The following is a 24,286-nucleotide window of genomic DNA, read 5'->3' on the forward strand; positions in this document are numbered from 1 at the left end:
CGAATCCGTCACCCACACACTCTCGCATTGACGGTGTCGCCGCGTCACCACGACCCGCACACCCGGCGGTAGTCTTCGACCATGGCTGCGACATCGACGACCGCCGGCTCGGCGGCACCGCTGTTCGATCCCGAGGTGTACCGCGAACGCATGCGCCGCGCCGCGGAACTCACCCGCGACGCCGGCCTCGACGCGCTGGTGGTGGCGCCCGGCCCGGACCTCCGCTACCTCGTCGGCTCACGAGCCGACACCTTCGAACGCCTCACCGCACTCGTGATCCCCGCCGCGGGGGACCCGAAACTGGTCATCGCGCGCCTCGAGGTGCCGTCGTTGTCGGCCTCAGCCGTCGGCGATCTCGGCATCGAGGTGGCCGACTGGGTCGACGGCGACGACGCGCACGGTCTCGCACTCGCCGGTCTGCCGTCGAATCCGACCATCGCGGTGTCGGATTCGATGCCCGCCCTGCACGTGATCCCGCTGGCCCGGCACACCGGCGCCACACCGCAGCTCGCCACCGCGGTCCTGCGCGAACTCCGGATGATCAAGGACGAGGCGGAGATCGAGGCCCTGCGTCGAGCCGGCGCGGCCATCGACCGCGTGCATGCCCGGATGGGTGAGTGGCTCAAACCCGGACGCACCGAGCGCGAGGTCTCCGACGACATCGCGGCGGCGATCCTCGAGGAAGGACACACCGAGGCGGCGTTCATCATCGTCGGTTCCGGACCCAACGGCGCCGATCCGCATCACGAGTTCTCCGACCGGGTCATCGAACGGTCCGACATCGTGGTCATCGACATCGGCGGGCCGGTCGAACCCGGCTACAACTCCGACTCGACCCGCACCTACTGTTTCGAACCGCCGGCAGCCGACGTCGCCGACGCGTACGCCGCCCTGCACGAAGCGCAGCGGGCTGCGGTCGCCGCGGTACGTCCCGGAGTCACCGCCGCCTCGATCGACGCGGCCGCCCGCGACCTTCTCCGTGAGCGTGGCCTCGCCGATGAGTTCATCCACCGCACCGGACACGGCATCGGCCTCTCGGTCCACGAGGAGCCCTACATCGTGAACGGCAACGACATCACCCTGCGCCCCGGCATGGCCTTCAGCGTGGAGCCGGGGGTGTACTTCTCCGGCCGCTGGGGTGCCCGCATCGAGGACATTGTCGTGGTCACCGAGGAGGGTTGCGAATCGTTCAACAACCGCCCGCACGAGCTCGTGCAGCTGTAGTCACCCGGACAGCGGTCTATCCGAACAGCGACGCCTGACCTCTGCTGGCCGAGGAGCGACGCCTGACCTCCGCTGGCCGAGTAGCGACGACCGAGCGGAGCGAGGGCGCCGCGTATCGAGGTCACCCGGACAGCGGTCTTACCGAACAGCGACGCGTGTTCTTCGCTGGCCGAGTAGCGACGACCGAGCGGAGCGAGGGTGCCGCGTATCGAGGTCACCCGGACAGCGGTCTTACCGAACAGCGACGCGTGTTCTTCGCTGGCCGAGTAGCGACGACCGAGCGGAGCGAGGGTGCCGCGTATCGAGGTCACCCGGACAGCGGTCTTACCGAACAGCGACGCGTGTTCTTCGCTGGCCGAGTAGCGACGACCGAGCGGAGCGAGGGTGCCGCGTATCGAGGTCACCCGAACAGCGGTCTTACCGAACAGCGACGCGTGTTCTTCGCTGGCCGAGTAGCGACGACCGAGCGGAGCGAGGACGCCGCGTATCGAGGTCACCCGGACAGCGGTCTTACCGAACAGCGACGCGTGTTCTTCGCTGGCCGAGTAGCGACGACCGAGCGGAGCGAGGGTGCCGCGTATCGAGGTCACCCGGACAGCGGTCTTACCGAACAGCGACGCGTGTTCTTCGCTGGCCGAGTAGCGACGACCGAGCGGAGCGAGGGTGCCGCGTATCGAGGTCACCCGGACAGCGGTCTAACCGAACAGCGACGCCGACCCGAGCACCCGCGACACGCTGATCTCGATCACCACGCGTCGGGGGTTGGGCTTGGGCTGCCGGTACCGCTGCGCGTAGCGCTGTTCGGCCTCGCGGACGCGGTCCGGTTCGCGGCTGATGCGCGCCGGGCCCTCCAGGGTCAGCCAGCGCGGACCCTCGACGTTCGTCACCGCCGCATAGCCACCGCGTTCGACGTTGCGCACCTTCTGGCTGCCGTCGAACGTGATCACCCGCGCGAGCCCGGCGTCGGGGTCCCAGGTGAATCCGACCGCGACCGAATGCGGTGTCCCGTCGGCGCGCAGCGTCGTGAGTGTGCCGAGGTGGCGTTCGGTCAGGAACTCGACGGCGGCGGGGCCGATGTCGGCAGCGGTGCGTGGCATGACAGCCACGCTAGCGCGACGGGGTGGCAGGAGGGCCCCGGGGCTGGTGCGATACTGCTGTGCATGGCGTCTGAGACATCTCCGGGTTCGCTCGTCCTGTTCGGCGGCCGCAGCGAGATCGGGGTGGCCACCGCACAGCGCCTGGCCGAAGGCCGGACCGTGGTCCTCGCGGCGCGTCGGCCCGACGACCTCGCCGACCAGAAGGCCATCCTGCTCGACGCCGGCGCGACCGCCGTGCACACCGTCGCCTTCGACGCGAACGACATCGACAGCCACCCCGGGTTGATCGCGTCCCTGGTCGAGGAGTTCGGGCCCATCGGCATCGCGATCGTCGCGTTCGGGATCCTCGGGGACCAGTCGCGCGCGGAAGCCGATGTCGCGCATGCCCTGCAGATCGCGCACACCGACTATTACGCGCACGTCAGTGTTCTGATCCCGCTGGCCGCCGCCCTGCGCGCGCAGGGATCGGGCACGATGATCGTCTTCTCCTCGGTCGCCGGTATTCGCGTACGCCGGGCCAACTTCGTCTACGGCTCCACCAAGGCCGGGCTCGACGGCTTCGCCAGCGGCATGGCGGACTCGCTGCACGGCACCGGCGTGCGGCTGCTCCTCGCCCGACCCGGCTTCGTGATCGGCGCGATGACCAAGGAACTGATGGAGTCCGGCGTGAAACCCGCACCGTTCTCGAAGACGCCCGACCAGGTCGCCGACGCCGTCGCCCGTGCGTACCGCAGGGGTCGCGGCGAGGTCTGGATCCCGGCGGTGTTGCGGCCGGTCTTCTTCGGCATGCGTCTTCTCCCTCGTGCGGTGTGGCGGAGAATGCCCCGATGAGCTCGACCCCGTCGGGTTCGGGCGTGCCGCCGCGTTTCGTGGTCGTCGGGATCGGCGCCGACGGCTGGCGCGGACTCGGCGACGCGGCACGCGACGAACTTCGGGGTGCCCGCGTGATCTACGGCGCCACACGGCAACTCGCTTTGCTCGACGAGGTCGAGCACGAACTGACCGGTACACGGGAGGCGTGGCGCTCCCCGATGTCGGCACATCTCGCCGAAGTCCTCGAGATCGCTCCCGGTCAGATCCACATCCTGGCCAGCGGCGATCCCATGTTCCACGGCGTCGGTGCCAGCATCGTCGGGCGGATGGGCGCCGACCAGGTGCGGATCTATCCGGCGGTGTCCAGCGTGAGCCTGGCCTGCGCGCGTCTCGGCTGGGACCTCGCCACGACCCGGATCGTCAGTGCCGTGACCGCCGACCCCGAGGTCGTTCTCACCGAGGCCACCGGCGGCGGACGTCTCCTCATCCTCAGCCGCGACGACACGACCCCGGCAGCTATCTCGGAACTGCTCGCGCAGAACGGGTTCGGCGACTCGACGATGACCGTGCTCGAACAACTCGGTGGGCCCGACGAGCGCATCCGTTCCTCGACCGCGGAATCGTGGGCGAATTCACCCGTGGACCCGCTCAACATCGTGGCCGTCGACTGCGCCGGACCTCGTCGTAGCAGGATGCCCGGCCGTGACGACGACACCTACGACCACGACGGCCAGATCACCAAGTCCACGATCCGTGCGATCACGGTCGCCGCTCTCGAACCGGCCGGACCGCAACTGCTCTGGGACATCGGCTCTGGTTCCGGAAGTGTGGCCATCGAATGGCTGCGCGCCGACGACCGCGGACGTGCGATCGCCTTCGAACAGAACGCCGAACGGGCCCAACGCCTGACCTCCAACGCCCGACGGCACGGCGTCGGCCATCGCCTGTCGCTTCGCGGTGCGGCACCCGAAGCCCTGTCCGACGCACCGTCTCCCGACGCGGTGTTCATCGGCGGCGGCCTCGACGAGAAGGTCCTGAACGCCGCCTGGAACGCACTCCGACCGTCCGGACGGATCGTCGTCAATGCCGTCACCGTGGAGAACCAGGAGATCCTGGTCCGTTGGCACGCCGAACGCGGCGGCACCCTGCGACGCCTGTCCGTGGAGACCGTCGCGCCGCTCGGGACGATGACCACCTGGCGGCCGGCGCTGCCGATCGTCCAGTGGGCCGCAACCAGAGACGACCCAGCACACGAGGCGGGACCGAAGGCATGACCGTCTACTTCATCGGCGCCGGCCCCGGTGCCCCCGACCTGATCACCCTGCGCGGCGCGCGGCTGCTGGGGGAGTGCCGCACCTGTCTGTACGCCGGCTCGCTGGTACCCGACGAGATGCTCGACCTGTGCCCCGACGACGCCGTCCTCGTCGACACCGCGCGGATGCCGCTGTCCGACATCGTCGATCACATCGTCTCCGCTCACGAACGCGGGGATCACATCGCCCGCCTGCACTCCGGTGACCTGTCGATCTACTCCGCGCTGGCCGAACAGCAACGCGAACTCCGGGCTCGCGGCATCCCGTTCGAGATCGTGCCCGGGGTGCCCGCCTTCGCCGCCGCGGCCGCGGCGCTCGACACCGAACTCACCGTGCCCGGCGTGGGTCAGAGCCTGCTCATCACCCGGGTGTCGACGCTGTCGACCGACATGCCCGACGGCGAGGACCTGGCAAGCCTCGCCGCAACCGGAGTGACACTCGCCCTCCATCTCGCCGCACACCGCGCCGAACAGATCGTCGAAGCGCTCACACCGCATTACGGTTCGGAGTGCCCCACCGCGACCGTCGCTTTCGCGAGTCGGCCGAACCAGCAGGTGGTGCGGTGTCCGCTGAGCCGGCTACCCGAGACGCTGCACGTCGCCGATATCCGCAAGACCGCGATCATCTTCGTCGGTAGCGTCCTGGACGCCGCGGCGCACCCCGAGGTCACCGACAGCTACCTGTACTCCCACGCCCGGATGACGAAACTCCGCGAGACACCGCACCCATGACCGATCAACAGATCCTCATCCTCGGCGGCACCGGCGAAGCACGTGGACTGGCGGCCGGACTCCTCGACGCCGGACGGTCTGTCATCAGCTCCCTCGCCGGGCGCGTGGACAATCCCCGCCTGCCTGTCGGCCCGGTCCGGATCGGCGGCTTCGGGGGAGTCGACGGTCTGCGGGAGTGGCTGATCAGCAACCGGATTCAGGCCGTCGTCGACGCCACCCATCCGTTCGCGGCGACCATCACCCGCAACGCCGCGCAGGCCGCGTCGGAGGCAGGGGTGCCGCTGCTCCGGCTCCGTCGCGAACCCTGGGTCCCGACCCAGGCCGACCGCTGGATCCGCGTTCCGGATCTCGCGGTTGCCGCCGACGAGGTACGACGCCGCGGAACGCGGGTGCTACTGACCACGGGCCGCCAGGATGTCGGCGAGTTCGCCGGCATCGACGACGTCTGGTTCCTCATCCGCGTCGTCGACCCGCCGACCGCGGAACTGCCTGCACACCACGAGATCCTGCGGTCCCGAGGACCGTACGACTACGACTCGGAGCTCGCACTCCTGCGCGAGAACCGGATCGATCTGCTCGTCACCAAGAACAGCGGGGGAGCGCTGACGAAGGCGAAACTCGACGCCGCCGCGACCCTGGGCATCGACGTGATCGTCGTCGACCGTCCGATCGAACCCGACGTCCCGGCGGTGTCAGACGTCGCTGCCGCCCAGGCTTGGCTCGAGCGGCTGCTCGGCTGAGATCTGTTCCGGCTCATCGGCCGGGGTGTGCCGGCGGGGCGTGAACACCAGGGAGCCGGCGGCGCGCGAGACGACGCGGGTCGCCGATGACCCGATGATGAGCAGCGTCCGCATGTCGACGACTTCCGGGTCGAGGTCGGCGACGGTTGTGGTGCACAGCGTCTGTTCCGGGCCACCCACGTCGCGACCGAGAACGACGACGCGATCCGGCGACACCGTCTGCAACAGCGTGTGTTTGAGGGCCCCGACCTGCCATGAGCGGCTCGCCGAACCCGGGTTGTAAACGGCGATGACCAGGTCGGCGGCCAGTGCGGCACGGATGCGACGTTCGATCACCGACCACGGCTTGAGGCGGTCGGACAGGGAGATCACCGCGAAGTCGTGACCGAGAGGCGCACCGACGGCCGCCGCCACCGCGGTTGCGGCGGTGACACCCGGAACCACCCGGACCGGGACGTCATGCCACTGCGGCTCGGCGGCCACCTCGGCGACCGCGGCCGCCATGGCGAAGACACCGGGGTCGCCCGATGACACCACGGCCACCCGGGCACCACGTCGGGCGAGGTCGAGTGCGAATTCGGCGCGTTCGGACTCGACCCGGTTGTCGCTGGCGTGCACGCGCTGGCCGGGCCGCGGGGTCACGCGCTTGAGGTAGGTCGTGTAACCGACCAGGTCGGTGGCGGTGGCGATTTCGGCGCGCACCTCCGGCGTCGTCCAGCTGTCGTGGCCCGGTCCCAGGCCGACGACCACCAGCTCGCCCGGTACCGGTTCCGGCTCGAAGCGCGGGTTGTTCCGGCGGCCGGGAACCACGAGGATCGAGAAGTACGGCACCTCAGCAGGATTCACGTCCGCGGCCGGTAGCACACGTTCGACGGTGGTCGAGGCCCGTTCGACATAGAAGGCCTCGTCGAGACGACCCGCCTCGCGCAACGCCTCCCGCACCCGTTCGAAGGTGCGACCCAGCTTCATGATGACGATGGCGTCGGCAGAGCGGAAACGGAAGAGCAGCTCCTCCGTCGACGCCGTACCCGGCACCACCGTGAGGGTCTCCTCGCCCTCGACCAGCGGAATGCCGGTGGCCGCCGACGCCGCGCTCACCGACGTCACACCCGGCACGATCTCGGCGTCGAAGTGCGGGGACAGCCGCTTGTGCATGTGCATGTAGGAGCTGTAGAAGAGCGGATCCCCTTCGGCGAGAAGGACGACGTCCCGGCCCGCACGCAGGTGGACGGCGAGTCGCTCCGCGCTTTCGGTGTAGAAGTCGTCGAGCGCGCCCTGGTAGCCCCCGGGATGGTCGGTGGTCTCGATGGTGACCGGGTACATGAGCCGCTCTTCGGTCTGGTCGTCCCGCAGGTACGGTTCGGCGACCGACCGCGCGATGCTGTTGCCATGGCGCGCACAGTGATACGCGACCACGTCGGCGGTGCTGATCACCCGCGCGGCCTTGACCGTCATGAGTTCGCTGTCGCCGGGGCCGAGGCCGATGCCCCAGAGCTTGCCCGGAATGACGTCGTCGTTGACTGCAGGCACATTCACTCCTGAGGGGTGGCGAGCGCGTTGACGGCAGCGGCGGTGATCGCCGACCCGCCACGACGACCGGTGACGGTGATGAACTCGAGATCGGTGCGGGCAGCGAGGGCCTCACAGGATTCCGCCGCGCCGACGAAACCGACAGGTGCGCCGACGATCGCGGCCGGGCGGGGCGCGCCCTCGTCGATCATGTCGAGCAGGGCGAACAACGCGGTCGGGGCATTGCCGATCGCGACGACCGAACCCTCGAGGCGTGGCAACCAGAACTGTAGGGCGGCAGCGGTTCTTGTGGTACCCATCTCCTCGGCGAGGGCGGCGAGGCCCGGTTCGGAGAGGTGGCACAGCACTTCGTTGTCGGCCGGCAGACGTTTGCGGGTGATTCCGGAGGCCACCATCGACGCGTCGCAGAGGATCGGGGCGCCGGCCTCGAGTGCCCCGCGGGCCGCGCGCACGACGCCGGGCGTCGCGACGACGTCGCGCGTGAGATCGGTTTGTCCGCAGGCGTGGATCATTCGGACGACCACGGTCGACACATCGGAGTCGAAGGCGGACAGGTCCGACTCGGCCCGGATCGTTGCAAAGGACTGGCGGTAGATCGCGGCGCCGTCGCGCAGGTACTCGGTCATGGTGCGCACGAGCCTAGCGGCGATGCCGGTCGTACCCGCCCCCGGGCGTGGCCTGCACCGACAGGTGAGCGCCCGCGGGGGAGCCGCAGCGACGTTCACAACCGACCCAATGTTCGCGGTCGCCGACCGGGAGGCCCACCTCCACGTGTGCGAGAAGGTCGTCGCGCACCGGGGCGTTGGCGGATCCGCAGCCGGGGGCGCCCACACAGCAGCTGACTCGCGCCCACGGCGAGTTCGCGTCGAAGATCAGACCCATCGGCGCGAGAACCCGCACCACGGTCTCGGCCACACCTTCACCGAGGTCGCAGATCAGGATCTCCCGGTCCGGGGTGAAGACCACCGGCGACTCGACCGCGCCGATGAACTCGGCCAGGCGCGCGGGCAGCCGGCCGAGTTCGACGACCGAGCCGAGCAGCACCGATCCGTCGTCCTGATCGAACCAGCCCACGATCGGCCCCGGCGGGTCCGGTATGTCTTCTTCGCCGGATTCGACCAGGGGGGTGAGGATTTCGGCGACGCGGCGCTCCAGGCTGCTTCGGTCCTCGGCGCCGAGATCTCGCACCCGCCAGGCGCCGGGTGCCACCTTGTTCAGGCCGACGGCCACCGCGATGAGTGCCTCGACGACACCGTCTGGCCCTTCGGCAGACCCGACCGGGACTCCACCGATGAAGATGTCGGCGACCACGGGTTCGGCCGATCGCACCACCGCACACGCATCGGCGCCGCGGCGCCGGATGTCGCCCCGGCCGTCGTCGATCCCGAACAAGAACCGTCCCGAGATCGAGGAGGCCGACGGATCGGCCCGCAGTGCGTCGTCGAGCGCCGTTGCCAGCGGACCGGCGTCGGCGATGCCGCCGATGCGGCCGGTCAGCGGGCTGACCTCGATGTTGCGCACCCTGTCGTGCGACGAGCTGGGCGCAAGGCCGGCGTTCACCACGGCGTCGGCCACGGCCTCGACGTCGGTGATGCCTCGGAGCTGCAGGTTCCCGCGTGCGGTCAGTTCGAGGAAGCCGTCGGCGTGAGCGGCTGCCGCCTGGGCGAGGGTGGTGAGCTGGTCGGCGCGGATCCGGCCTCCGGGGAGCCGGATTCGGGCCAGCGCGCCGTCCTGCGCCTCGTGCGTGCTGAACACGCCGGGACAACGATCCCCAGACTCCCGGATCGCGGTCTCCCGGATCGTCGTGCCGGGAGCGGGTTCGGCCGCCTCAGTCATTCCCTCAGCCTACGACCGGCCCAGGTGAGGACTTCGCCGACCGGTCGCCGTACGCTGAGACCCAACCGCGAGCGGGCTGAAGCCGGTGAGAATCCGGCGCGGTCGCGCCACTGTGACGGGTCCCGACGAAAACCGGGTGCCCCAGCCAGACCAGTCCCTCGCACACACCCGACACTCCGGGCGCGACAACCCGGCGAGGAGACACGATGATTCTGCTGCTCTCGACCTCGGATACCGACCTGCTGACCGCGGCGGCCGCCGGCGAGGCGAACCCCGAGGTGGGGTTTCGCGGCGCGAATCCTGCACGGCTCCTCGTCGACGAGATCCCGGCCCTCGCCGCCGACGCAGACCTGATCGTCGTCCGCATCCTCGGCGGAACGCGCGCCTGGGAAGAGGGACTCGCCGCGGTCGAGGCGACGGGCAAACCGCTGGTGGTGTGTTCCGGCGAGCAGCAGCCGGATCCAGACCTGATGGCCCATTCGACGGTGCCGGCCGGTGTCGCCGCCCAGGCGCACGACTACCTCGCCGCCGGTGGCGTCGCGAACATCGTCAACCTGCATCACTTCCTGTCCGACACCGTGCTGTTCACCGGACACGGCTTCGAACCACCCCAGCAGACCCCGCCCTGGGGAATTCTCCAGCGTTCCTCGAACCCTGCGTCCCCCTTGCTCCCTGAGGTGCGAGGAGCGCAAGCGCCGGCCCATCCGCTCCCTGAGGTGCGAGGAGCGCAAGCGACGAGCCACGAAGGGCCGACCATCGCGGTCCTCTACTACCGCGCCCAGCACCTCGCTGGGAACACCCGCTACATCGACGCGCTCTGCAGCGCCATCGAAGAGTGTGGCGCGCGCGCACTGCCGATCTTCTGCGCGTCCCTGCGCACTGCTCCCGATGACCTGATCGAGCTGCTCGGCACGGTTGACGCCCTCGTGGTCACCGTCCTGGCGGCCGGGGGAGCAACCCCGGCAACCGCATCGGCCGGCGGCGACGACGAAGCGTGGAACATCGAACGACTTGCGGCACTCGACATCCCGATCCTGCAGGGCCTGTGCCTCACGGGCTCTCGCGCGGACTGGGAGGCGAGCGATGACGGTCTGTCACCACTCGACGTCGCGACACAGGTGGCGGTGCCGGAGTTCGACGGCCGCATCATCACGGTCCCGTTCTCCTTCAAGGAATTCGACGACGACGGTCTGCCCTGGTATCAGCCGGACCCCGAACGCTGCGCCCGCGTGGCGGGGATCGCGGTGTCGCATGCGCGGCTGCGCCGGATCCCGGCCGCCGACAAGCGTATCGCCGTCATGCTGTCGGCGTACCCGACCAAGCACGCCCGCATCGGCAACGCCGTCGGTCTCGATACCCCGCGCAGCCTGCTGCGCCTGCTCTCGGCCCTACGGGCGGCCGGTTACGACATCGGACCCGCATCGGGCCCCGGTGCGATACCCGGCCTGGCCGAGGACGATTCGGATGCGCTGATCCACGAGATCATCGCGACCGGCGGCCAGGATCCGGATTGGCTGACCGAGGAAACCCTCGCCGCCAACCCCATCCGCCTGCCCGCCGCGCAGTACCGCGCCTGGTTCGAGACGCTGCCGGAAGAACTACGCAGTGCCGTCGTCGAACACTGGGGCGAGGCACCCGGTGACCTGTTCGTCGACCGGTCGACCAATCCCGACGGCGACATCGTCATCGCCGCACTGACTTTCGGCAACATCGCGATCATGGTGCAGCCGCCGCGCGGGTTCGGCGAGAACCCGGTCGCGATCTACCACGACCCCGACCTCCCGCCGTCGCACCACTACCTGGCGTCCTACCGGTGGATCGCCGCTCGGCAGGCCTCGGGTCAGGCCGGTTTCGGTGCCGACGCGATCGTGCACGTCGGCAAACACGGCAACCTCGAATGGTTGCCGGGTAAGAACCTCGGCATGTCCGCCAGCTGCGGAACCGACGCGGCCCTCGGCGATCTCCCGCTCATCTATCCCTTCCTCGTCAACGACCCGGGGGAGGGAACCCAGGCGAAGCGCCGGGCCCACGCCGTCCTCGTCGACCACCTGATCCCGCCGATGGCGCGCGCCGAGTCCTACGGCGACATCGCCCGACTCGAGCAACTGCTCGACGAACACGCCAACATCACCGCCCTCGATCCCGCGAAACTCCCGGCGATCCGCCAGCAGATCTGGACACTGCTCACCGCGGCCAAGATGGATCACGACCTCGGGCTCACCGAACGCCCCGACGAAGAGGTCTTCGACGACATGCTCCTGCATGTCGACGGCTGGCTGTGCGAGATCAAGGACGTCCAGATCCGCGACGGCCTCCATGTTCTCGGTGAGGCACCGCGCGACGACGCCGAGGTCGACCTCGTCCTCGCGATGCTGCGCGCCCGGCAGCTGTGGGGTGGAACGTCGGCGCTGCCCGGACTCCGCGAAGCACTGGGCCTGGTGGAGGACGGCACCGCCGAACGCGGGACCGTCGACGTCGTCGAGGCGCAGGCCCGTGAGCTGGTCGCGGCGTGCGCGAAGGACGACTGGTCTCCGATCGCCGTCTCGGAGGCCACCGCCGGATTGCCCGATGCGGTCGGCGATGTCCTGCGTTTCGCGGCGACCGAAGTCGTCCCGCGTCTGCGGCAGACGACGGGGGAGGTGCCCCGCGTCCTGCACGCCCTCGACGGCGGCTTCATCCCCGCCGGCCCCAGCGGATCCCCGTTGCGCGGACTGATCAACGTGCTGCCGACCGGACGCAACTTCTACTCCGTCGACCCGAAGGCCGTGCCCTCGCGGCTGGCGTGGGAGACCGGTCGCGCGATGGCCGACTCGCTGCTGGAACGCTATGTCAGCGACCACGGCCACCACCCGGCCTCGGTCGGGCTGTCGGTGTGGGGGACCAGTGCCATGCGCACGTCCGGCGACGACGTCGCCGAGGTCCTCGCCCTCCTCGGTGTGATGCCGGTGTGGGACGAGATGTCGCGCCGTGTCGTCGACCTCGAACTCATCGACCTCGCCGAACTCGGCCGCCCGCGCATCGACGTCACCGTCCGGATCTCCGGGTTCTTCCGCGACGCCTTCCCGCACGTGGTCGCGATGCTCGACGACGCGGTCGCTCTCGCCGCCGGCGCCGACGAACCGGATGAGCAGAACTTCGTCGCCGCCCATTTCCGCGCCGCGATGGCCGAGCACGGCGACCGCCGCCGCGCGGTCACCCGCGTCTTCGGTTCCAAACCCGGAACCTACGGCGCCGGAATCCTGCAGCTCATCGACTCCCGCGACTGGCGCAGCGACGAGGACCTGGCACGGGTCTACACCGAGTGGGGCGGCTACGCCTATGGCCGCGGACTCGACGGTGTCCCGGCGGTCGACGACATGCGCGCCGCCTACAAGCGGATCGCGGTGGCCGCCAAGAACACCGACACCCGCGAACACGACATCGCCGACTCCGACGACTACTTCCAGTACCACGGCGGCATGGTGGCGACCGTCCGCGCGCTGACCGGAACGGCGCCCGAGGCCTACATCGGCGACAGCACCCGGCCCGACTCCGTCCGCACCCGCACGCTGTCGGAGGAGACCGCCCGCGTGTTCCGCGCTCGCGTCGTCAACCCGCGCTGGATCTCGGCGATGCAGCGCCACGGATACAAGGGTGCCTTCGAGATGGCCGCGACCGTCGACTACCTCTTCGGCTACGACGCCACCACCGACGTCGTCGCCGACTGGATGTACGAGAAGCTCACCGAGTCCTATGTCCTCGACGTGACCAATCAGGAGTTCATGCAGCAGTCCAACCCCTGGGCACTGCACGGCATCGCCGAACGCCTGCTCGAGGCCGTCGAACGGGACATGTGGCACGAACCGCCCGCCGAACTGCTCGATCAGCTGCGCAACGTGTACCTGCAGACCGAGGGCGACATCGAGGCCCGCGGGGAAACCTCCGCTGGTTGAGCTTGTCGAAACCACCGCAGGCCCCCTGCTGGCCGAGTAGCGACGACCGAGCGGAGCCGCCGGGTCGAGTAAGCGACGAAGGAGCGCATCGAGATCGAGGACGCCGCGTATCGAGGTCAAACCCCCGGGAGAAAAATCGCTCCCTCGTTCGTTACCCCGCCAGACCCTGACATCGAGGGGTGCCCGCAAGGCACCGAAAGACAGGTGAGAACGACCATGGCACTCCGCTACTTCGCCGTGTACGCGCTGCTGGAGATCGCCGCCTTCGTGGCGATGGCGTTGTGGCTCGGGTTCGGCTGGGCTGTGCTGATCAGCATCGCGGCCGGCGTCCTCGGGTTCCTCACCTTGCGCTGGCAGGGCCGCAAGGTCTTCGGCGAGCTGCGTCGCGCCGCGAACAACGAGGTCGACGCGCGGGCGCCGCTGGCCGACACCGCGCTCGTCGCGACCTCGACCATCCTGCTGGTCATCCCGGGCATCGTCTCGACTCTCGCCGGAATACTGCTGCTCTTCCCGCCGACCCGCAAAGCGTTGCGCCCGGCCGTGGTGGCCGTCGGCGCCAAGCGGATGGCGACCGCGGTGGACCGCGCGGGCCTGTACGCCACCGGCGTCTACGGCAGCCGGATCCGCGGTGGCGGCGTTCCCGGTGGTGGGACCGTCGTCGACGGCACGGTTGTGGACTCGGACACCTCCGGAACCGGCTTCGGCCCAGGAACCACACCGATGACCACCCCGCAGCTGCCGCCCACGCGCTGACCTGGGCACGCCCCGCGCGACCCCTCCCGGCCACATTCACTCACGGCAAGGCAGACTGAACGATCGTGGCAACCCAACTGCTCCTCGGCGGTGCCGTGTACTCGGCGGCCGCCCCTGACGCGACCGCGATGGCCATCACCGATGGGGTGGTGGTGTGGGTCGGAACCGATGACGTCGGCCGGGCCCTCCACCCAGATGCGGAGATCGTCGATCTGAACGGGCTGTTCGTCAGCCCGGGTTTCGTCGACTCGCACGTGCACCTCACGTCGACGGGACTCTCCCTCGGCGGCCTCACCCTCAACGAGGCAACCAGCCGGACTCACTGCCTGCGTCTCGTCGAGAAGGCGGTCGCCGACGACGCCGTCGCCGGACACGACGAGGGTGATCTCCTCTGGGGTCTCGGCTGGGACGACTCGACGTGGGAAGGCCCCGAACCCGAGGACGGTCGTTTCCCGACGACCAGTGAGCTCGATGCAGTGGTCGGCGGACGTCCGGTCTATCTCGCCCGCGTCGACGAACACTCCGCGGTCGCGTCCACCGCTCTGCGCCGCCTCGTCCCCGAACTCGCGGACGCCGTCGGTTACCACCCGGAGGAGCCTCTGGTCGCCGAGGCGCATCACCTCGTCCGTGGTGCAGCCCGACTCCTCGTCACCGCCGCACACCGTGAGCGGGCGCAACGTCGTGCACTCGACGTGGCCGCCGCGCACGGTGTCGTCGCCGTCCACGAGAACGGCGGCCCCGACATCAGCGGGATGGACGACTTCCTGGCCATCGCCGACCTCGACCACCCCGTCGAGATCCGCCGCTACTGGGGACAGACCGTCACCGACGCCGACCACGCGGCCGAACTGATGACCATCACCCGCGCCCACGCACTCGGCGGTGACCTCTTCATCGACGGCGCGATCGGGTCGCACACCGCGTGGCTCAACGAGCCGTACACCGACGCCCCGGACACCCGCGGCATCAGCTACCTCGACATGGAGACGATCCGCGATCACCTCCGCGGCTGCACGCTCGCCGGCATCCAGTCCGGCTTCCACGCCATCGGTGATGCTGCCACCGGCGCCGTCGTCGCCGCTCTCACCGAACTCGCCGACGAACTGGGCACCCCGGCGATCGCCCGCTGCGCCCACCGGCTCGAGCACGCCGAGATGGTCACCGCCCGCGACGCGGAGGTCCTGGCACGCTGCGGCGTGATCGCCAGCATGCAGCCGCATTTCGACGCCGAATGGGGCGGCGAGGGCGACCTCTACGACGCCCGGCTCGGCACGGCCCGCGCGGCAACCCTCAACGATTTCGCCATGCTCGCCAAAACCGGTGTGGCGCTCTCGTTCTCGTCCGATGCCCCGGTCACGCCGATCGACCCCTGGTCAACGATCCGGGCCGCGGTCCACCACCACCAGCCCACCAACGCGATCTCGGCCCGTGGTGCCTTTGCCGCGGCGACCCGCGGCGGCTGGCGCGCCGGGGGTGTCAACGACGGCCTCACCGGCACCCTGGCGCCCGGTGCACCCGCAAGCTACGCGGTCTGGGAGGTCGACGACCTCGTCGTCGCCGGCTCCCACGAAAAGGTGCAGCGCTGGTCCACCGACCCGCGTTCGCGCGTGCCCGCCCTGCCGGACGTCTCCCCGGGAGCCGAACTGCCGCGGTGTGTCCGGACCGTGCACCGCGGACAGGTTCTCTTCGACCGGGACGCCGGGTGAACGCCACCGACACGATGACGTCCCCCGAGGAGACCGAGGCGCGTTCCCGCCGTTTCACACTGACCTGGGACTGGAGTCTTCGCACCGTGGCCGCGATCGTCGCCGGTCTGGCGATGTGGGCGGCTTTCCCTCCCCGCAACTGGTGGTTCCTTGCGGTCTTCGGTCTCGGCGTGCTCTTCACCGCGCTGTACGTGCGGCGTCCACGGGTGCGCACGGGTGCGTGGGTCGGCTTCGTCTTCGGTCTCGCCTTCTTCATCCCGCTGCTGCCGTGGATCGGTGTCTACGTCGGCCCGCTACCGTGGCTCGCGCTGTCGGTGCTGCTGTCCGGGTACCTCGCCCTGTTCGGCGCGATCGCGACCCTGACCATGCGGCTCCCGGTACCGCCGGTCTGGTTCATGCTGTCCTGGGTGCTCGTCGAAGCCCTGCGATCGTCGTTCCCGTTCGGCGGATTTCCTTGGGGGCGAACAGCTTTCAGTCAGGTCGACGGCCCGCTGCTGCCACTGGCGTCCGTGCTGGGCGCACCCGGGCTGTCCGCCGGGGTGGCGTTGTTCGGCGCCTCGGTCGCCTGGCTGCTGATCATCCTCGTTTCCGCCTACCGCCGATCCGCCCGCTCGGCGGCGGCGCTCACCGCCGACCAGCCGTCGGGCTTCGTGCGGGTCGCGACCCTCGCGGTGGCCATCGCGCTGCTCGCACCCGTGGCGGCGATCGCCCTGACCCCGGCCACCATCGACCGCACCATCTCGTCGCAGTCGGTGCGTATCGGCGCCGTCCAGGGCAACGTGCCGCGCCTCGGCCTCGATTTCAACGCGCAGCGCCGTGCCGTGCTCGACAACCACGTGCGCACCACCATCGGCTACGCCCAGGCGATCGACGCCGGCCTTGCCGCCCCGCCCGACTTCGTGCTGTGGCCGGAGAACGCCTCGGACATCTCACCGCTGGACAACGCCGACGCCGCCGCCGAGATCATCCACGCCTCCGAGGCCGTCGGCGCCCCGATCCTCGTGGGCACCCTGATCCGCAACTCCGACGGCCGCCCCACGAACTCGGTGCTCGTCTGGGACGGTGCGAAGGGGCCTGTCGATCGCTACGACAAGCACATCGTGCAGCCGTTCGGCGAATATCTGCCGTGGCGCTCGTTTTTCCGCCTCTTCTCGTCGTATGCGGACATGGCCGGCAACTTCAAACCGGGCACCGGTCCCACTGTCGTGGACGTCCCCGGCCGCTCGGGTGAGGTCTCCGTGGGCGTCGCGACCTGCTGGGAGGTCGCCTTCGACCGTGCGGCCCGCCAGTCGATCCGTGACGGGGCGCAGATGCTCTTCGTGCCCACCAACAATGCGACCTTCGGCCGCACCGAGATGACCTATCAGCAGCTGGCGATGTCGCAGGTGCGTGCCGTCGAACACGGACGTGCTGTGGTCGTCGCCGCGACCAGCGGTGTGAGCGCGATCATCGACGCCGACGGTTCGATCACCGAGCAATCCGGCATCTTCGCCTCGGACGTGCTGACCAGCACCCTCCCGCTGCACGACGGCGAGACCCTCGCGACCCGCCTCGGGGTGTGGCCCGAGGCGCTCGCGATCGTCGTGGCGGTGGGCGGTCTTTTGTTTGCGCTGGCCTCGCGTACTAGGTTCACACTCAAGCCACGCAGGGACGCCGCACGGGCGTCCGGTGACATTTAAGGAGCTCGATGGCATCGGGGATTGACGCCTCGGCAGGACAGCGGCAGTCAGGCGGCGCGCCGCAGCCGGTGGTCGGCGCCGACGGGGCGGGCGCACTGGTCGTCGTGCCGACGTTCAACGAGCGCGACAACCTGCCGGTGATCGTCGAACGCCTCCAGGCCGCCCTGCCCGGCGTGCACCTGCTGGTCGTCGACGATTCCAGCCCGGACGGCACCGGTGAGGTCGCCGAAGAACTGGCTCGCAAGGACGCCGAGGCACATGCCGACAACGGCAAGGAGTCGGGCCGCATCCACGTGATGCACCGCCAGGAGAAGGACGGCCTCGGCAAGGCCTACCTCGCCGGGTTCGCGTGGGGCCTGAGCCGCGACTACCCGGTCATCGTCGAGATGGACGCCGACGGCAGTCACGCGCCCGAGCAGCTGCATCGCCTCTTCGACGCCGTCAACGACGGCGCCGACCTCGTCATCGGATCCCGGTACGTGCCCGGCGGCAAGCTGGTGAACTGGCCCAAGCACCGCGAGTTCCTCTCGCGGGGTGCCAATACCTACGCCCGGGTCGCGCTCGGCGCCAAGGTCCACGACATCACCGCCGGCTTCCGCGCCTACCGACGCGGCGTGCTGGAGAAGATCCAGCTCGACACCGTCGAGTCGGCCGGGTACTGCTTCCAGATCGATCTCGCCTGGCGGACCGTGCGGGCCGGGTTCGACGTCCGCGAGGTGCCGATCACGTTCACCGAACGCGAATTGGGCGTGTCCAAGATGAGCGGCGGCGTCATGTCGGAGGCCTTCACCATGGTCGCGCGCTGGGGAATCCAGAGTCGCCTCGAGCGACTGGGCATCGTCAAGAGCTCCTAGCTCAGCAGTACACACAGACAAACCGGCCCGGCAGGTGTTCCTGCCGGGCCGGTCTGTCTGTCAAGCGATGGGGCTCAGTGCGAGATGCCCTTGCGACGCTGCTTCAGCAGTTCGAGGCGCTCGTTGAGGAGCACCTCGAGCTCTTCCTCGCTACGACGCTCGAGCAGCATGTCCCAGTGGGTGCGCGGCGGCTTCGTCTTCTTCTCCTCGGGCTCTGCGCCCTCGAGGATCGTGCCCTCCATGCCGTTCTTGCACGGCCATTTCGACGGCACCTCGGCGTCGTCGGCGAAGGGGACGTCGAAGATCTCACCGTTGTCCGTGCGGTACTGGACGATGCGACGCGGCGCGAGGTCGTGGTCGCGATCGGTCTCGTAGCTCACCGCGCCGAGGCGGCTACCCCGAAGTACTCGATCTGCCATGAAGGATTCCTCTCAAAGCTTCGTCAGATTTCTCAGTTTGCCGGATCTATCAGCTGTGTTCGTGCGGCGTTCACCTTCGAACGCAGCCAACTGAGTCGTCAACAGAAACATTCTACGCGCAATCGCTGGGGTGGTCCGCCACCTGCCGACGACCCGTGTTGACCCGAGGCGGCCACCCGACGTGCCGTGCCGGTTTCGGAGCGTCCCACCGGGGTACGGTCTCCGATGTGGAACAGCTCTCTCATCACCGGCGTCGCCCGTACAACTGTGCGTGGTGCGGGTCGATGATGGTCGACTCCGAACTCGGCCGGCGTCGCAAGTACTGCAAACGTTCGTGCAGGCAGCGCGCCTATGAGCAGAGAACGCTGCTCGAGGGCACCTCCATTCCCGCCGACGCCGTGATCCTCTCCGCCGCCGAGGCCGCCGACTTCGGCGATCGCATGTTCGCTCTTCGATGCGCGGCCGAGGACCTCGGCACCGCGGTCGCCGAGCGTGCCGACCATGACGTCCTCGCCGAGCTGACCGACACTCTGCTCGAGCTCGCGAAGGAAGCCGAGAAGCTGCGGTGATCGCCCGCATCTTCGGCCTGTCCGCAGGCGTGTCAGTGGTCGCGCTGGTCATCGCGTACCTCTACCTCGGCTGGACCGGGCTCGCGTTGTGCGCGATCCTCGGCGTGCTCGAGGTGTCGTTGTCCTTCGACAACGCCGTCATCAACGCGACGATCCTGGAGCGGATGTCCGCGTTCTGGCAGCGCATGTTCCTGACCGTGGGTGTGCTCATCGCCGTCTTCGGCATGCGTCTGCTCTTCCCACTGCTCATCGTCTGGATCACCGGCGGCCTGAACCCGGCCGAGGCGCTGCGGCTGGCCACCAACCCTCCGCCCGACGGGCAGGCCTACTTCGCCGACGGTCGGCCCAGTTACGAGACGATCCTGACCGAGGCGCATCCGCAGATCGCCGCATTCGGCGGGATGTTCCTGCTGCTGCTGTTCCTCAACTTCGTGCTGACCGAACGGGAGCGCACCTGGCTGACGTGGCTCGAACGTCCGCTGGCCAAGATCGGCAAGCTCGACCAGCTACCGGTCGTGCTCGCGTCTGTCGCGCTCGTGCTCTGTGCCGAGTTCCTCGCCGCCGACGACATCCGGGCCACCGTCCTGATCGCCGGGATCCTCGGCATGGTCACCTACATCACCGTCGATGGACTCAGCTCGCTGTTCATGTCCGACGGCCCGGAACACGACGAACCCGGTCCGACCCGAGCGACCAAGGCGACCGGCAAGGCCGCGTTCTTCCTCTTCCTCTACCTCGAGGTGCTCGACGCGTCGTTCTCCTTCGACGGCGTGATCGGTGCCTTCGCGATCACCTCGGATCCGATCATCATCGCGCTCGGCCTCGGTTTCATCGGCGCGATGTTCGTCCGGTCCATCACGATCTACCTCGTGCGTCAGGGCACGCTGGGGGAGTACCGGTACCTCGAACACGGTGCGCACTGGGCGATCGGTGCGCTCGCGGTCATCCTTCTGCTGGGCGTGAAGTACCACATCGACGAGGTCGTCACGGGCCTCGTGGGAGTGGCCTTCATAGGCGCCTCGCTCGCGAGCAGCATCCGGGCGAACAGACGCGACTCACGACGTTCCGACACCCCGTCCTCGGTGAACGCCTGACCGTCTTCCTGGAGCGCTCGGCGGGAATTCATGACCGTCGGGTGAACGTTGTGAGACACATTCGAATCACCCTGGGTCACTTGCTCCCAACTGTCGGACGACAGGTGTACAAAGGACGACGGCGGTGACATCCGTCACGCACAATTCGAGAGTTTTCTCAGCCGGGACGGCATGTGCCCGAGCGATGCGGAACAGAACATAGTTGGAGGTGGAATGAACGACAGGCAGCAGCAGATGATCCAGTTCGAGAAGCACTGGTACCCGTTGGGAGGTGGGTCGTCGAAGCAGATCATCGAGGAATTCGGGCTGTCTGATCGGGACTTCTTTGCCGAGCTCAACCGGATCGTCGACGCCGACCCGCCAGAGGCTCTGAGCGCCGCCGAGCTCCGCCGTATGCGTGAGGTCATCCGCCGCCGTCTGTGGATGGCCCGCTAGCCGCGCACCGGCGCGGTTCTGCCGACCATCCGCGGTGAGGGGATAATCGACCCGTGCCCTTCTCCGACGACGATCTCGAATCGTTCTACCGCGAGATCGAGGCACGTACGGCTTTCCACGAACTGATGCACAACCGTCCCGCGCGACGGGCGGAGCGTCGGATCGAGACGGCAGAGTGTCCGACACCGGACAAACTTCCCTTCTCGTCGCCGGCCGATGCGCTCGACGGCATCGATCGCATCAAGCGGCGAGCATTGGGAACGCTGTCTCTGCGCTACTACGAGTGCACGTGCGGCGCCTGGCACATCACAAGCTCGGCTCCGCTGACGTATCGACCCGCCCCGCCGACACCGCGCCGGCGGAAGGGTAAGAAGAAGCGGTGATCCCGCCGACTCCGTTCCCGACCGCGATCGTCGAACTCGCCTGCGCCGACCCTGCACTCGCCGCCCGTACACACCAGACCCTCCTCGGTGTCTCCGCTGCGCCCGACGCCGATTCGCCGGTGGTGGTCGGCAACACCGACCTCCGGTTGAGTCAAGCACCCGTCGGCGACGGTGACGCGGACGCCGGACATCGCGTCTACTTTCCGGTCGACGACGTCGCGGTGATGCATCGGCTGCTGGCCCGACGCGGCTTCCCGGTCGTCGAGTCGACCCTCGGGGTGATCGGGGAGACGACCCCACTCGGTGTCGCCGCTCGCGAAACCGTGGGGGAGTCGGCGCATGCCGGCGACGTGACCGGGATGGACCACCTCGTCTTCACCTGCGACAACCGCGATTGGGCAGTCGCGCTGTTCGGTGGCGTCTTCGGCTTGGACTTCCGCCTCGACCAGCCGATCGGTGACAACGCACGGCAGCTGTTCTTCCGGGCCGGCGACCTCATCGTCGAGGTCGTCACCGCGGTGACCTCGACCGAACCGCCGACACCTGCCGCGACCTCGCTGTGGGGTGTCGCCTGGCGGTCCGCCGACGTCGAGGCGACCCACGCGCGTCTGTCCTCGGCGGGCCTGGACCTCAGCGAGATCCGCGCCGGCCGCAAGAAGGGCACCCGGATCTTCACCGTCCGAGAGCGCGCCCTCGGCACCCGCACGGTCATCATCGGCCCTGCCTGAACAGGAAAACCCTGCCTCCCCGTCGGTTGCGATCTGCCTTGTGCTGTTCGGTCGTGTCTCCCGCCGGTTGAGATCTGCCTTCTCGCCAATCGGTCGTGCCTCCACGCCGGTTGAGGTCCGCCTTCTCGCCGGTCAGTCGTGCCTTCCCGCCGGTTGAGTAGGCGAGGAGCGCAGCGACGAGCCGTATCGAAACCTGGGTTCCCGGCGCCATCTGCGCTAATCTGACTACGAATGTTGTCGAAAGGCACGCTGGCGAAAACGACGTTGGGGGCACCATGACCGCGGTACACGACGAACCGACGACCGCCGATCCCGAGGACACCGACCGGCTCATCAACCACCGGGACGACGAGATCGAGCTGATCCCGCCCGATTCGCTCACCGCGCAGCTCACCGGTCTCTACACGTTCCTGCCGATCAACGGCGCGGCGTTCGTGATGCAGGTGATGCACCCGGTGATCGGCGACGTCGTCGGCAAGTACTCGGTGTTCCGCACCGATCCGGTCGGGCGTGCGATCCGTTCCGCCGACTCGGTGCTGCGCTGGACCTACGGCGGTCAGGAAGCCATCGCCGAGGGTCACCGCCTGCGCAAGCTGCATCAGCCGCTGCAAATGCGCAACGCCGACGGCAAGCACATCAGTGCGCTCAATCCGGAGGCCTACGCGTGGGTCATCGCGACCGCGTTCCCGACGATGACCACCGCCGCGCCGCTCGTCCTCGGCCGTGAGTTCACGCTCGAGGAGCGCAAAGAATTGCTGCGCGACAACCGTCGCATCGCCAAGATCGTCCAGGTCCCGATGAAGGGTTACCCCGAAACCCTCGAGGAGTTCGACGAGTACTTCGACGACTTCATCGAGAACAAACTGACCCGCCATCCAGTGGCGATCGAGCTCATCGAGCAGATGCGCGCCGCCCCGCCGGTGCCGAAGACGGTGCCCAAGGCGCTGCGTCCGGCCGTCAAGAAGGTCGCCGCCACCGCGTCGGTCCCGTTCCAGAACTTCAACTACCTCACCACCGTCGGTGTCATGGATCCGCGCGTCCGCGAGATCCTCGGCCTGACGTGGACCGACGAGGAGCAGCGCCACCTCGAGAAGATCCACCGCCGCCTGCGGTTCGCCTACCGCACCCTGCCCGAGCGCGCGACCTACTTCCCGCTGGCGTACCACGCCCGTCGCCACCACGACGCGATCCAGGCCATGAAGAGACGCGAGAAGCAGAGCGCCGCCTACAAATACGCGTAGCTCCACCGGTTCGCTCACGATTTCCGTTCCCGCTCACCCGGAAATCGTGAGCGTGTACGGAGATCGTGAGCGCCCCGCGCTATTCACCCATCAACCCGGCCACGTACTCACCGATCGCCAGGCATGAGGTGATCCCCGGCGACTCGATGCCGAACAAATTGACCAGCCCGGCGACGCCGTGTGTGGCCGGCCCGTGGATGACGAAGTCGGCGCCCGCCTCGCCCCGGCTGCTGGTCTTGGGCCGGATACCTGCGTACGCGGGAGTCAGTGTCCCCGAGGGTAATCCGGGCCAGTAGCGGCGGATCGAGGTCTCGAAGTCGGTCAGCCGTGTCTCGTCGACCGAGTAGTCGAGCTCCCCACCGCCGGACCCGCTGTCCAACCACTCCACATCGGGCCCGAACCGTGCCGCGCCGGCGAGGTCCATGGTGAAGTGCACGCCGAGTCCGCCATCGACCGGCACCGGGTAGACCAGGTGCTCGAATGGTGCTCGTGCACCGGACAATCCGAAGTAGTTGCCCTTCGCCAGGTGCCGCGGCGGGATCGGAGCGTCGAACCCGTCCAGGGAGCGGGCAACGTCCCACGCACCCAATCCGGCGCAGTTCACAAAAACACGCGCCGACGCCGATCCGCCCTCAGCGGTGTCGACGGTGATTCCACCGCCGTCGACGCGCCCGCCGATCACCTTGCTGCGCAACGCCACTGCGCCGCCATACGACTCGAGGTCGCGTCGCAGCGCCCGGACCACCCCGTCGACGTCGACGATCCCGGTCGACGGTGACAGCAGCGCCGCCACGCCGTGCACGTCCGGTTCCAACTCATGGAGTTCGACGCTGTCGATCCGTCGCAGGTCGTCGACACCATTCGCGTGCCCGTGCCGGAGCAAAACATCGAGCCGGTCGGTCTGGGCGTCGTCGGTGGCCACGATCAGCTTTCCGGGACGACGCCACGAAACGCCGTGCTCGTCGCAGTATCGGGTGAGGAGTTCGCGTCCTTGCACGCACAACCGAGCCTTCAAGCTGCCTTCGGGATAGTAGATACCGGCGTGGATGACCTCCGAACTCCGCGACGTGGTCTGCGTACCGACCGCGTCGGCGGCCTCGAGGACGATGACCTCACGCCCGGTCGACGCCAGCGCACGGGCCACGGCCAGGCCCACGATCCCGCCGCCGACCACCAGGCAATCGGTCCGTTCCACCGGGTTCTCCCTTC

The 24,286-nt window shown here is 68.7% G+C and carries 22 protein-coding genes; 16 read left to right on the forward strand and 6 right to left on the reverse strand.

Annotated features, from left to right (window positions below; genetic code table 11):
- Window positions 1–81 precede the first annotated feature (81 nt).
- Complete coding sequence (locus tag LQD00_RS00505; RefSeq protein WP_232715165.1) at window positions 82–1,224, forward strand: M24 family metallopeptidase; 1,143 nt, start codon at window positions 82–84, stop codon at window positions 1,222–1,224.
- A 695-nt stretch (window positions 1,225–1,919) separates the two neighbouring features.
- On the opposite strand, the gene LQD00_RS00510 is transcribed toward LQD00_RS00505, so the two are convergent.
- On the reverse strand, window positions 1,920–2,321 hold the full coding sequence (locus tag LQD00_RS00510) for a PPOX class F420-dependent oxidoreductase (RefSeq protein WP_232715166.1): 402 nt from the start codon (window positions 2,319–2,321) through the stop codon (window positions 1,920–1,922).
- 63 nt (window positions 2,322–2,384) lie between these two features.
- Between LQD00_RS00510 and LQD00_RS00515 the strand changes: the two genes are divergently transcribed.
- The 4 genes from LQD00_RS00515 to LQD00_RS00530 are packed head-to-tail and all read left to right on the forward strand — an operon-like array spanning window position 2,385 to window position 5,918.
- Entirely contained in the window at window positions 2,385–3,152 is a 768-nt protein-coding gene (locus LQD00_RS00515) for an SDR family NAD(P)-dependent oxidoreductase (protein ID WP_232715167.1), read from the forward strand.
- The gene (gene cbiE, locus LQD00_RS00520) at window positions 3,149–4,408 is read left to right on the forward strand and encodes a precorrin-6y C5,15-methyltransferase (decarboxylating) subunit CbiE (RefSeq protein ID WP_232715168.1); all 1,260 of its coding nucleotides are present in this window, start codon (window positions 3,149–3,151) and stop codon (window positions 4,406–4,408) included. The genes LQD00_RS00515 and cbiE overlap by 4 nt, the downstream gene beginning before the upstream one ends.
- Window positions 4,405–5,178, forward strand: a complete 774-nt coding sequence (gene cobM, locus LQD00_RS00525) for a precorrin-4 C(11)-methyltransferase (protein ID WP_232715169.1) — start codon at window positions 4,405–4,407, stop codon at window positions 5,176–5,178. The genes cbiE and cobM overlap by 4 nt, the downstream gene beginning before the upstream one ends.
- Window positions 5,175–5,918 (forward strand): cobalt-precorrin-6A reductase, encoded by a 744-nt coding sequence (locus tag LQD00_RS00530; RefSeq protein ID WP_232715170.1) that lies wholly within the window; start codon window positions 5,175–5,177, stop codon window positions 5,916–5,918. Before cobM ends, LQD00_RS00530 begins: the two co-directional genes overlap by 4 nt.
- Here LQD00_RS00530 and LQD00_RS00535 read toward each other — a convergent pair.
- The 3 genes from LQD00_RS00535 to cobG are packed head-to-tail and all read right to left on the reverse strand — an operon-like array spanning window position 5,871 to window position 9,284.
- Window positions 5,871–7,448: a precorrin-2 C(20)-methyltransferase gene (locus LQD00_RS00535; RefSeq protein ID WP_232715171.1), complete on the reverse strand. Its 1,578-nt coding sequence runs from the start codon at window positions 7,446–7,448 to the stop codon at window positions 5,871–5,873. The two genes, LQD00_RS00530 and LQD00_RS00535, sit on opposite strands and share 48 nt — an antisense overlap.
- A 2-nt stretch (window positions 7,449–7,450) precedes the next feature.
- A complete protein-coding gene (locus tag LQD00_RS00540) occupies window positions 7,451–8,074 on the reverse strand; it encodes a precorrin-8X methylmutase (RefSeq protein WP_232715172.1) in 624 nt (207 codons plus the stop codon).
- Window positions 8,075–8,087: 13 nt separating this feature from the next.
- A complete protein-coding gene (gene cobG, locus LQD00_RS00545) occupies window positions 8,088–9,284 on the reverse strand; it encodes a precorrin-3B synthase (RefSeq protein WP_232715173.1) in 1,197 nt (398 codons plus the stop codon).
- Between the two features lie 206 nt (window positions 9,285–9,490).
- Between cobG and cobN the strand changes: the two genes are divergently transcribed.
- The 5 genes from cobN (at window position 9,491) to LQD00_RS00570 (ending at window position 18,208) form a co-directional block, all read left to right on the forward strand.
- Window positions 9,491–13,216 (forward strand): cobaltochelatase subunit CobN, encoded by a 3,726-nt coding sequence (gene cobN / locus LQD00_RS00550; protein ID WP_232715174.1) that lies wholly within the window; start codon window positions 9,491–9,493, stop codon window positions 13,214–13,216.
- 216 nt (window positions 13,217–13,432) lie between these two features.
- Window positions 13,433–13,969 (forward strand): FxsA family protein, encoded by a 537-nt coding sequence (locus LQD00_RS00555; RefSeq protein ID WP_006864740.1) that lies wholly within the window; start codon window positions 13,433–13,435, stop codon window positions 13,967–13,969.
- A gap of 65 nt (window positions 13,970–14,034) precedes the next feature.
- Window positions 14,035–15,675, forward strand: coding sequence for an amidohydrolase (locus LQD00_RS00560; protein WP_232715175.1), 1,641 nt, complete (start codon window positions 14,035–14,037; stop codon window positions 15,673–15,675).
- Complete coding sequence (gene lnt, locus LQD00_RS00565) at window positions 15,672–17,354, forward strand: apolipoprotein N-acyltransferase (protein WP_232715176.1); 1,683 nt, start codon at window positions 15,672–15,674, stop codon at window positions 17,352–17,354. The genes LQD00_RS00560 and lnt overlap by 4 nt, the downstream gene beginning before the upstream one ends.
- A gap of 8 nt (window positions 17,355–17,362) precedes the next feature.
- Window positions 17,363–18,208 carry a polyprenol monophosphomannose synthase gene (locus tag LQD00_RS00570; protein WP_232715177.1) on the forward strand — a complete coding sequence of 282 codons (846 nt, stop codon included), beginning with the start codon at window positions 17,363–17,365 and terminating at the stop codon, window positions 18,206–18,208.
- Window positions 18,209–18,282: 74 nt separating this feature from the next.
- Here LQD00_RS00570 and LQD00_RS00575 read toward each other — a convergent pair whose 3' ends face one another.
- A complete protein-coding gene (locus LQD00_RS00575) occupies window positions 18,283–18,627 on the reverse strand; it encodes an RNA polymerase-binding protein RbpA (RefSeq protein ID WP_232715178.1) in 345 nt (114 codons plus the stop codon).
- Window positions 18,628–18,911: 284 nt separating this feature from the next.
- Between LQD00_RS00575 and LQD00_RS00580 the strand changes: the two genes are divergently transcribed.
- The 6 genes from LQD00_RS00580 to LQD00_RS00605 all read left to right on the forward strand — a co-directional run bounded on the left by LQD00_RS00580 (window position 18,912) and on the right by LQD00_RS00605 (window position 23,077).
- Window positions 18,912–19,196, forward strand: a complete 285-nt coding sequence (locus LQD00_RS00580) for a hypothetical protein (protein WP_005199987.1) — start codon at window positions 18,912–18,914, stop codon at window positions 19,194–19,196.
- Window positions 19,193–20,290, forward strand: coding sequence for a DUF475 domain-containing protein (locus LQD00_RS00585; RefSeq protein ID WP_232715179.1), 1,098 nt, complete (start codon window positions 19,193–19,195; stop codon window positions 20,288–20,290). The genes LQD00_RS00580 and LQD00_RS00585 overlap by 4 nt, the downstream gene beginning before the upstream one ends.
- A 213-nt stretch (window positions 20,291–20,503) precedes the next feature.
- Window positions 20,504–20,725: a DUF3263 domain-containing protein gene (locus LQD00_RS00590; protein ID WP_006864747.1), complete on the forward strand. Its 222-nt coding sequence runs from the start codon at window positions 20,504–20,506 to the stop codon at window positions 20,723–20,725.
- Between the two features lie 53 nt (window positions 20,726–20,778).
- On the forward strand, window positions 20,779–21,108 hold the full coding sequence (locus tag LQD00_RS00595) for a hypothetical protein (protein ID WP_232715180.1): 330 nt from the start codon (window positions 20,779–20,781) through the stop codon (window positions 21,106–21,108).
- Entirely contained in the window at window positions 21,105–21,836 is a 732-nt protein-coding gene (locus LQD00_RS00600) for a VOC family protein (RefSeq protein ID WP_232715181.1), read from the forward strand. Before LQD00_RS00595 ends, LQD00_RS00600 begins: the two co-directional genes overlap by 4 nt.
- A gap of 275 nt (window positions 21,837–22,111) precedes the next feature.
- Window positions 22,112–23,077, forward strand: a complete 966-nt coding sequence (locus LQD00_RS00605; protein ID WP_232715182.1) for an oxygenase MpaB family protein — start codon at window positions 22,112–22,114, stop codon at window positions 23,075–23,077.
- Between the two features lie 79 nt (window positions 23,078–23,156).
- Here the strand turns inward: LQD00_RS00605 and LQD00_RS00610 are convergent, their stop codons facing one another.
- The gene (locus tag LQD00_RS00610) at window positions 23,157–24,272 is read right to left on the reverse strand and encodes an NAD(P)/FAD-dependent oxidoreductase (protein ID WP_232715183.1); all 1,116 of its coding nucleotides are present in this window, start codon (window positions 24,270–24,272) and stop codon (window positions 23,157–23,159) included.
- Window positions 24,273–24,286: the final 14 nt, after the last annotated feature.

This window comes from Gordonia metallireducens (assembly GCF_021245825.1).
Taxonomy (GTDB): Bacteria; Actinomycetota; Actinomycetes; order Mycobacteriales; family Mycobacteriaceae; genus Gordonia; species Gordonia namibiensis.

What these genes read in the sequence shown, in the direction of transcription:
- LQD00_RS00540 (WP_232715172.1), bottom strand. Translation starts at nt 8,074, where the DNA reads ATGACCGAGTACCTGCGCGACGGCGCCGCGATCTACCGCCAGTCCTTT.
- LQD00_RS00605 (WP_232715182.1), top strand. Translation starts at nt 22,112, where the DNA reads ATGACCGCGGTACACGACGAACCGACGACCGCCGATCCCGAGGACACC.
- LQD00_RS00580 (WP_005199987.1), top strand. Translation starts at nt 18,912, where the DNA reads ATGATGGTCGACTCCGAACTCGGCCGGCGTCGCAAGTACTGCAAACGT.
- cobG (WP_232715173.1), bottom strand. Translation starts at nt 9,284, where the DNA reads ATGACTGAGGCGGCCGAACCCGCTCCCGGCACGACGATCCGGGAGACC.
- LQD00_RS00510 (WP_232715166.1), bottom strand. Translation starts at nt 2,321, where the DNA reads ATGCCACGCACCGCTGCCGACATCGGCCCCGCCGCCGTCGAGTTCCTG.
- LQD00_RS00505 (WP_232715165.1), top strand. Translation starts at nt 82, where the DNA reads ATGGCTGCGACATCGACGACCGCCGGCTCGGCGGCACCGCTGTTCGAT.
- cbiE (WP_232715168.1), top strand. Translation starts at nt 3,149, where the DNA reads ATGAGCTCGACCCCGTCGGGTTCGGGCGTGCCGCCGCGTTTCGTGGTC.
- LQD00_RS00555 (WP_006864740.1), top strand. Translation starts at nt 13,433, where the DNA reads ATGGCACTCCGCTACTTCGCCGTGTACGCGCTGCTGGAGATCGCCGCC.
- LQD00_RS00515 (WP_232715167.1), top strand. Translation starts at nt 2,385, where the DNA reads ATGGCGTCTGAGACATCTCCGGGTTCGCTCGTCCTGTTCGGCGGCCGC.
- cobM (WP_232715169.1), top strand. Translation starts at nt 4,405, where the DNA reads ATGACCGTCTACTTCATCGGCGCCGGCCCCGGTGCCCCCGACCTGATC.
- cobN (WP_232715174.1), top strand. Translation starts at nt 9,491, where the DNA reads ATGATTCTGCTGCTCTCGACCTCGGATACCGACCTGCTGACCGCGGCG.
- LQD00_RS00530 (WP_232715170.1), top strand. Translation starts at nt 5,175, where the DNA reads ATGACCGATCAACAGATCCTCATCCTCGGCGGCACCGGCGAAGCACGT.
- LQD00_RS00590 (WP_006864747.1), top strand. Translation starts at nt 20,504, where the DNA reads ATGAACGACAGGCAGCAGCAGATGATCCAGTTCGAGAAGCACTGGTAC.
- LQD00_RS00575 (WP_232715178.1), bottom strand. Translation starts at nt 18,627, where the DNA reads ATGGCAGATCGAGTACTTCGGGGTAGCCGCCTCGGCGCGGTGAGCTAC.
- LQD00_RS00570 (WP_232715177.1), top strand. Translation starts at nt 17,363, where the DNA reads ATGGCATCGGGGATTGACGCCTCGGCAGGACAGCGGCAGTCAGGCGGC.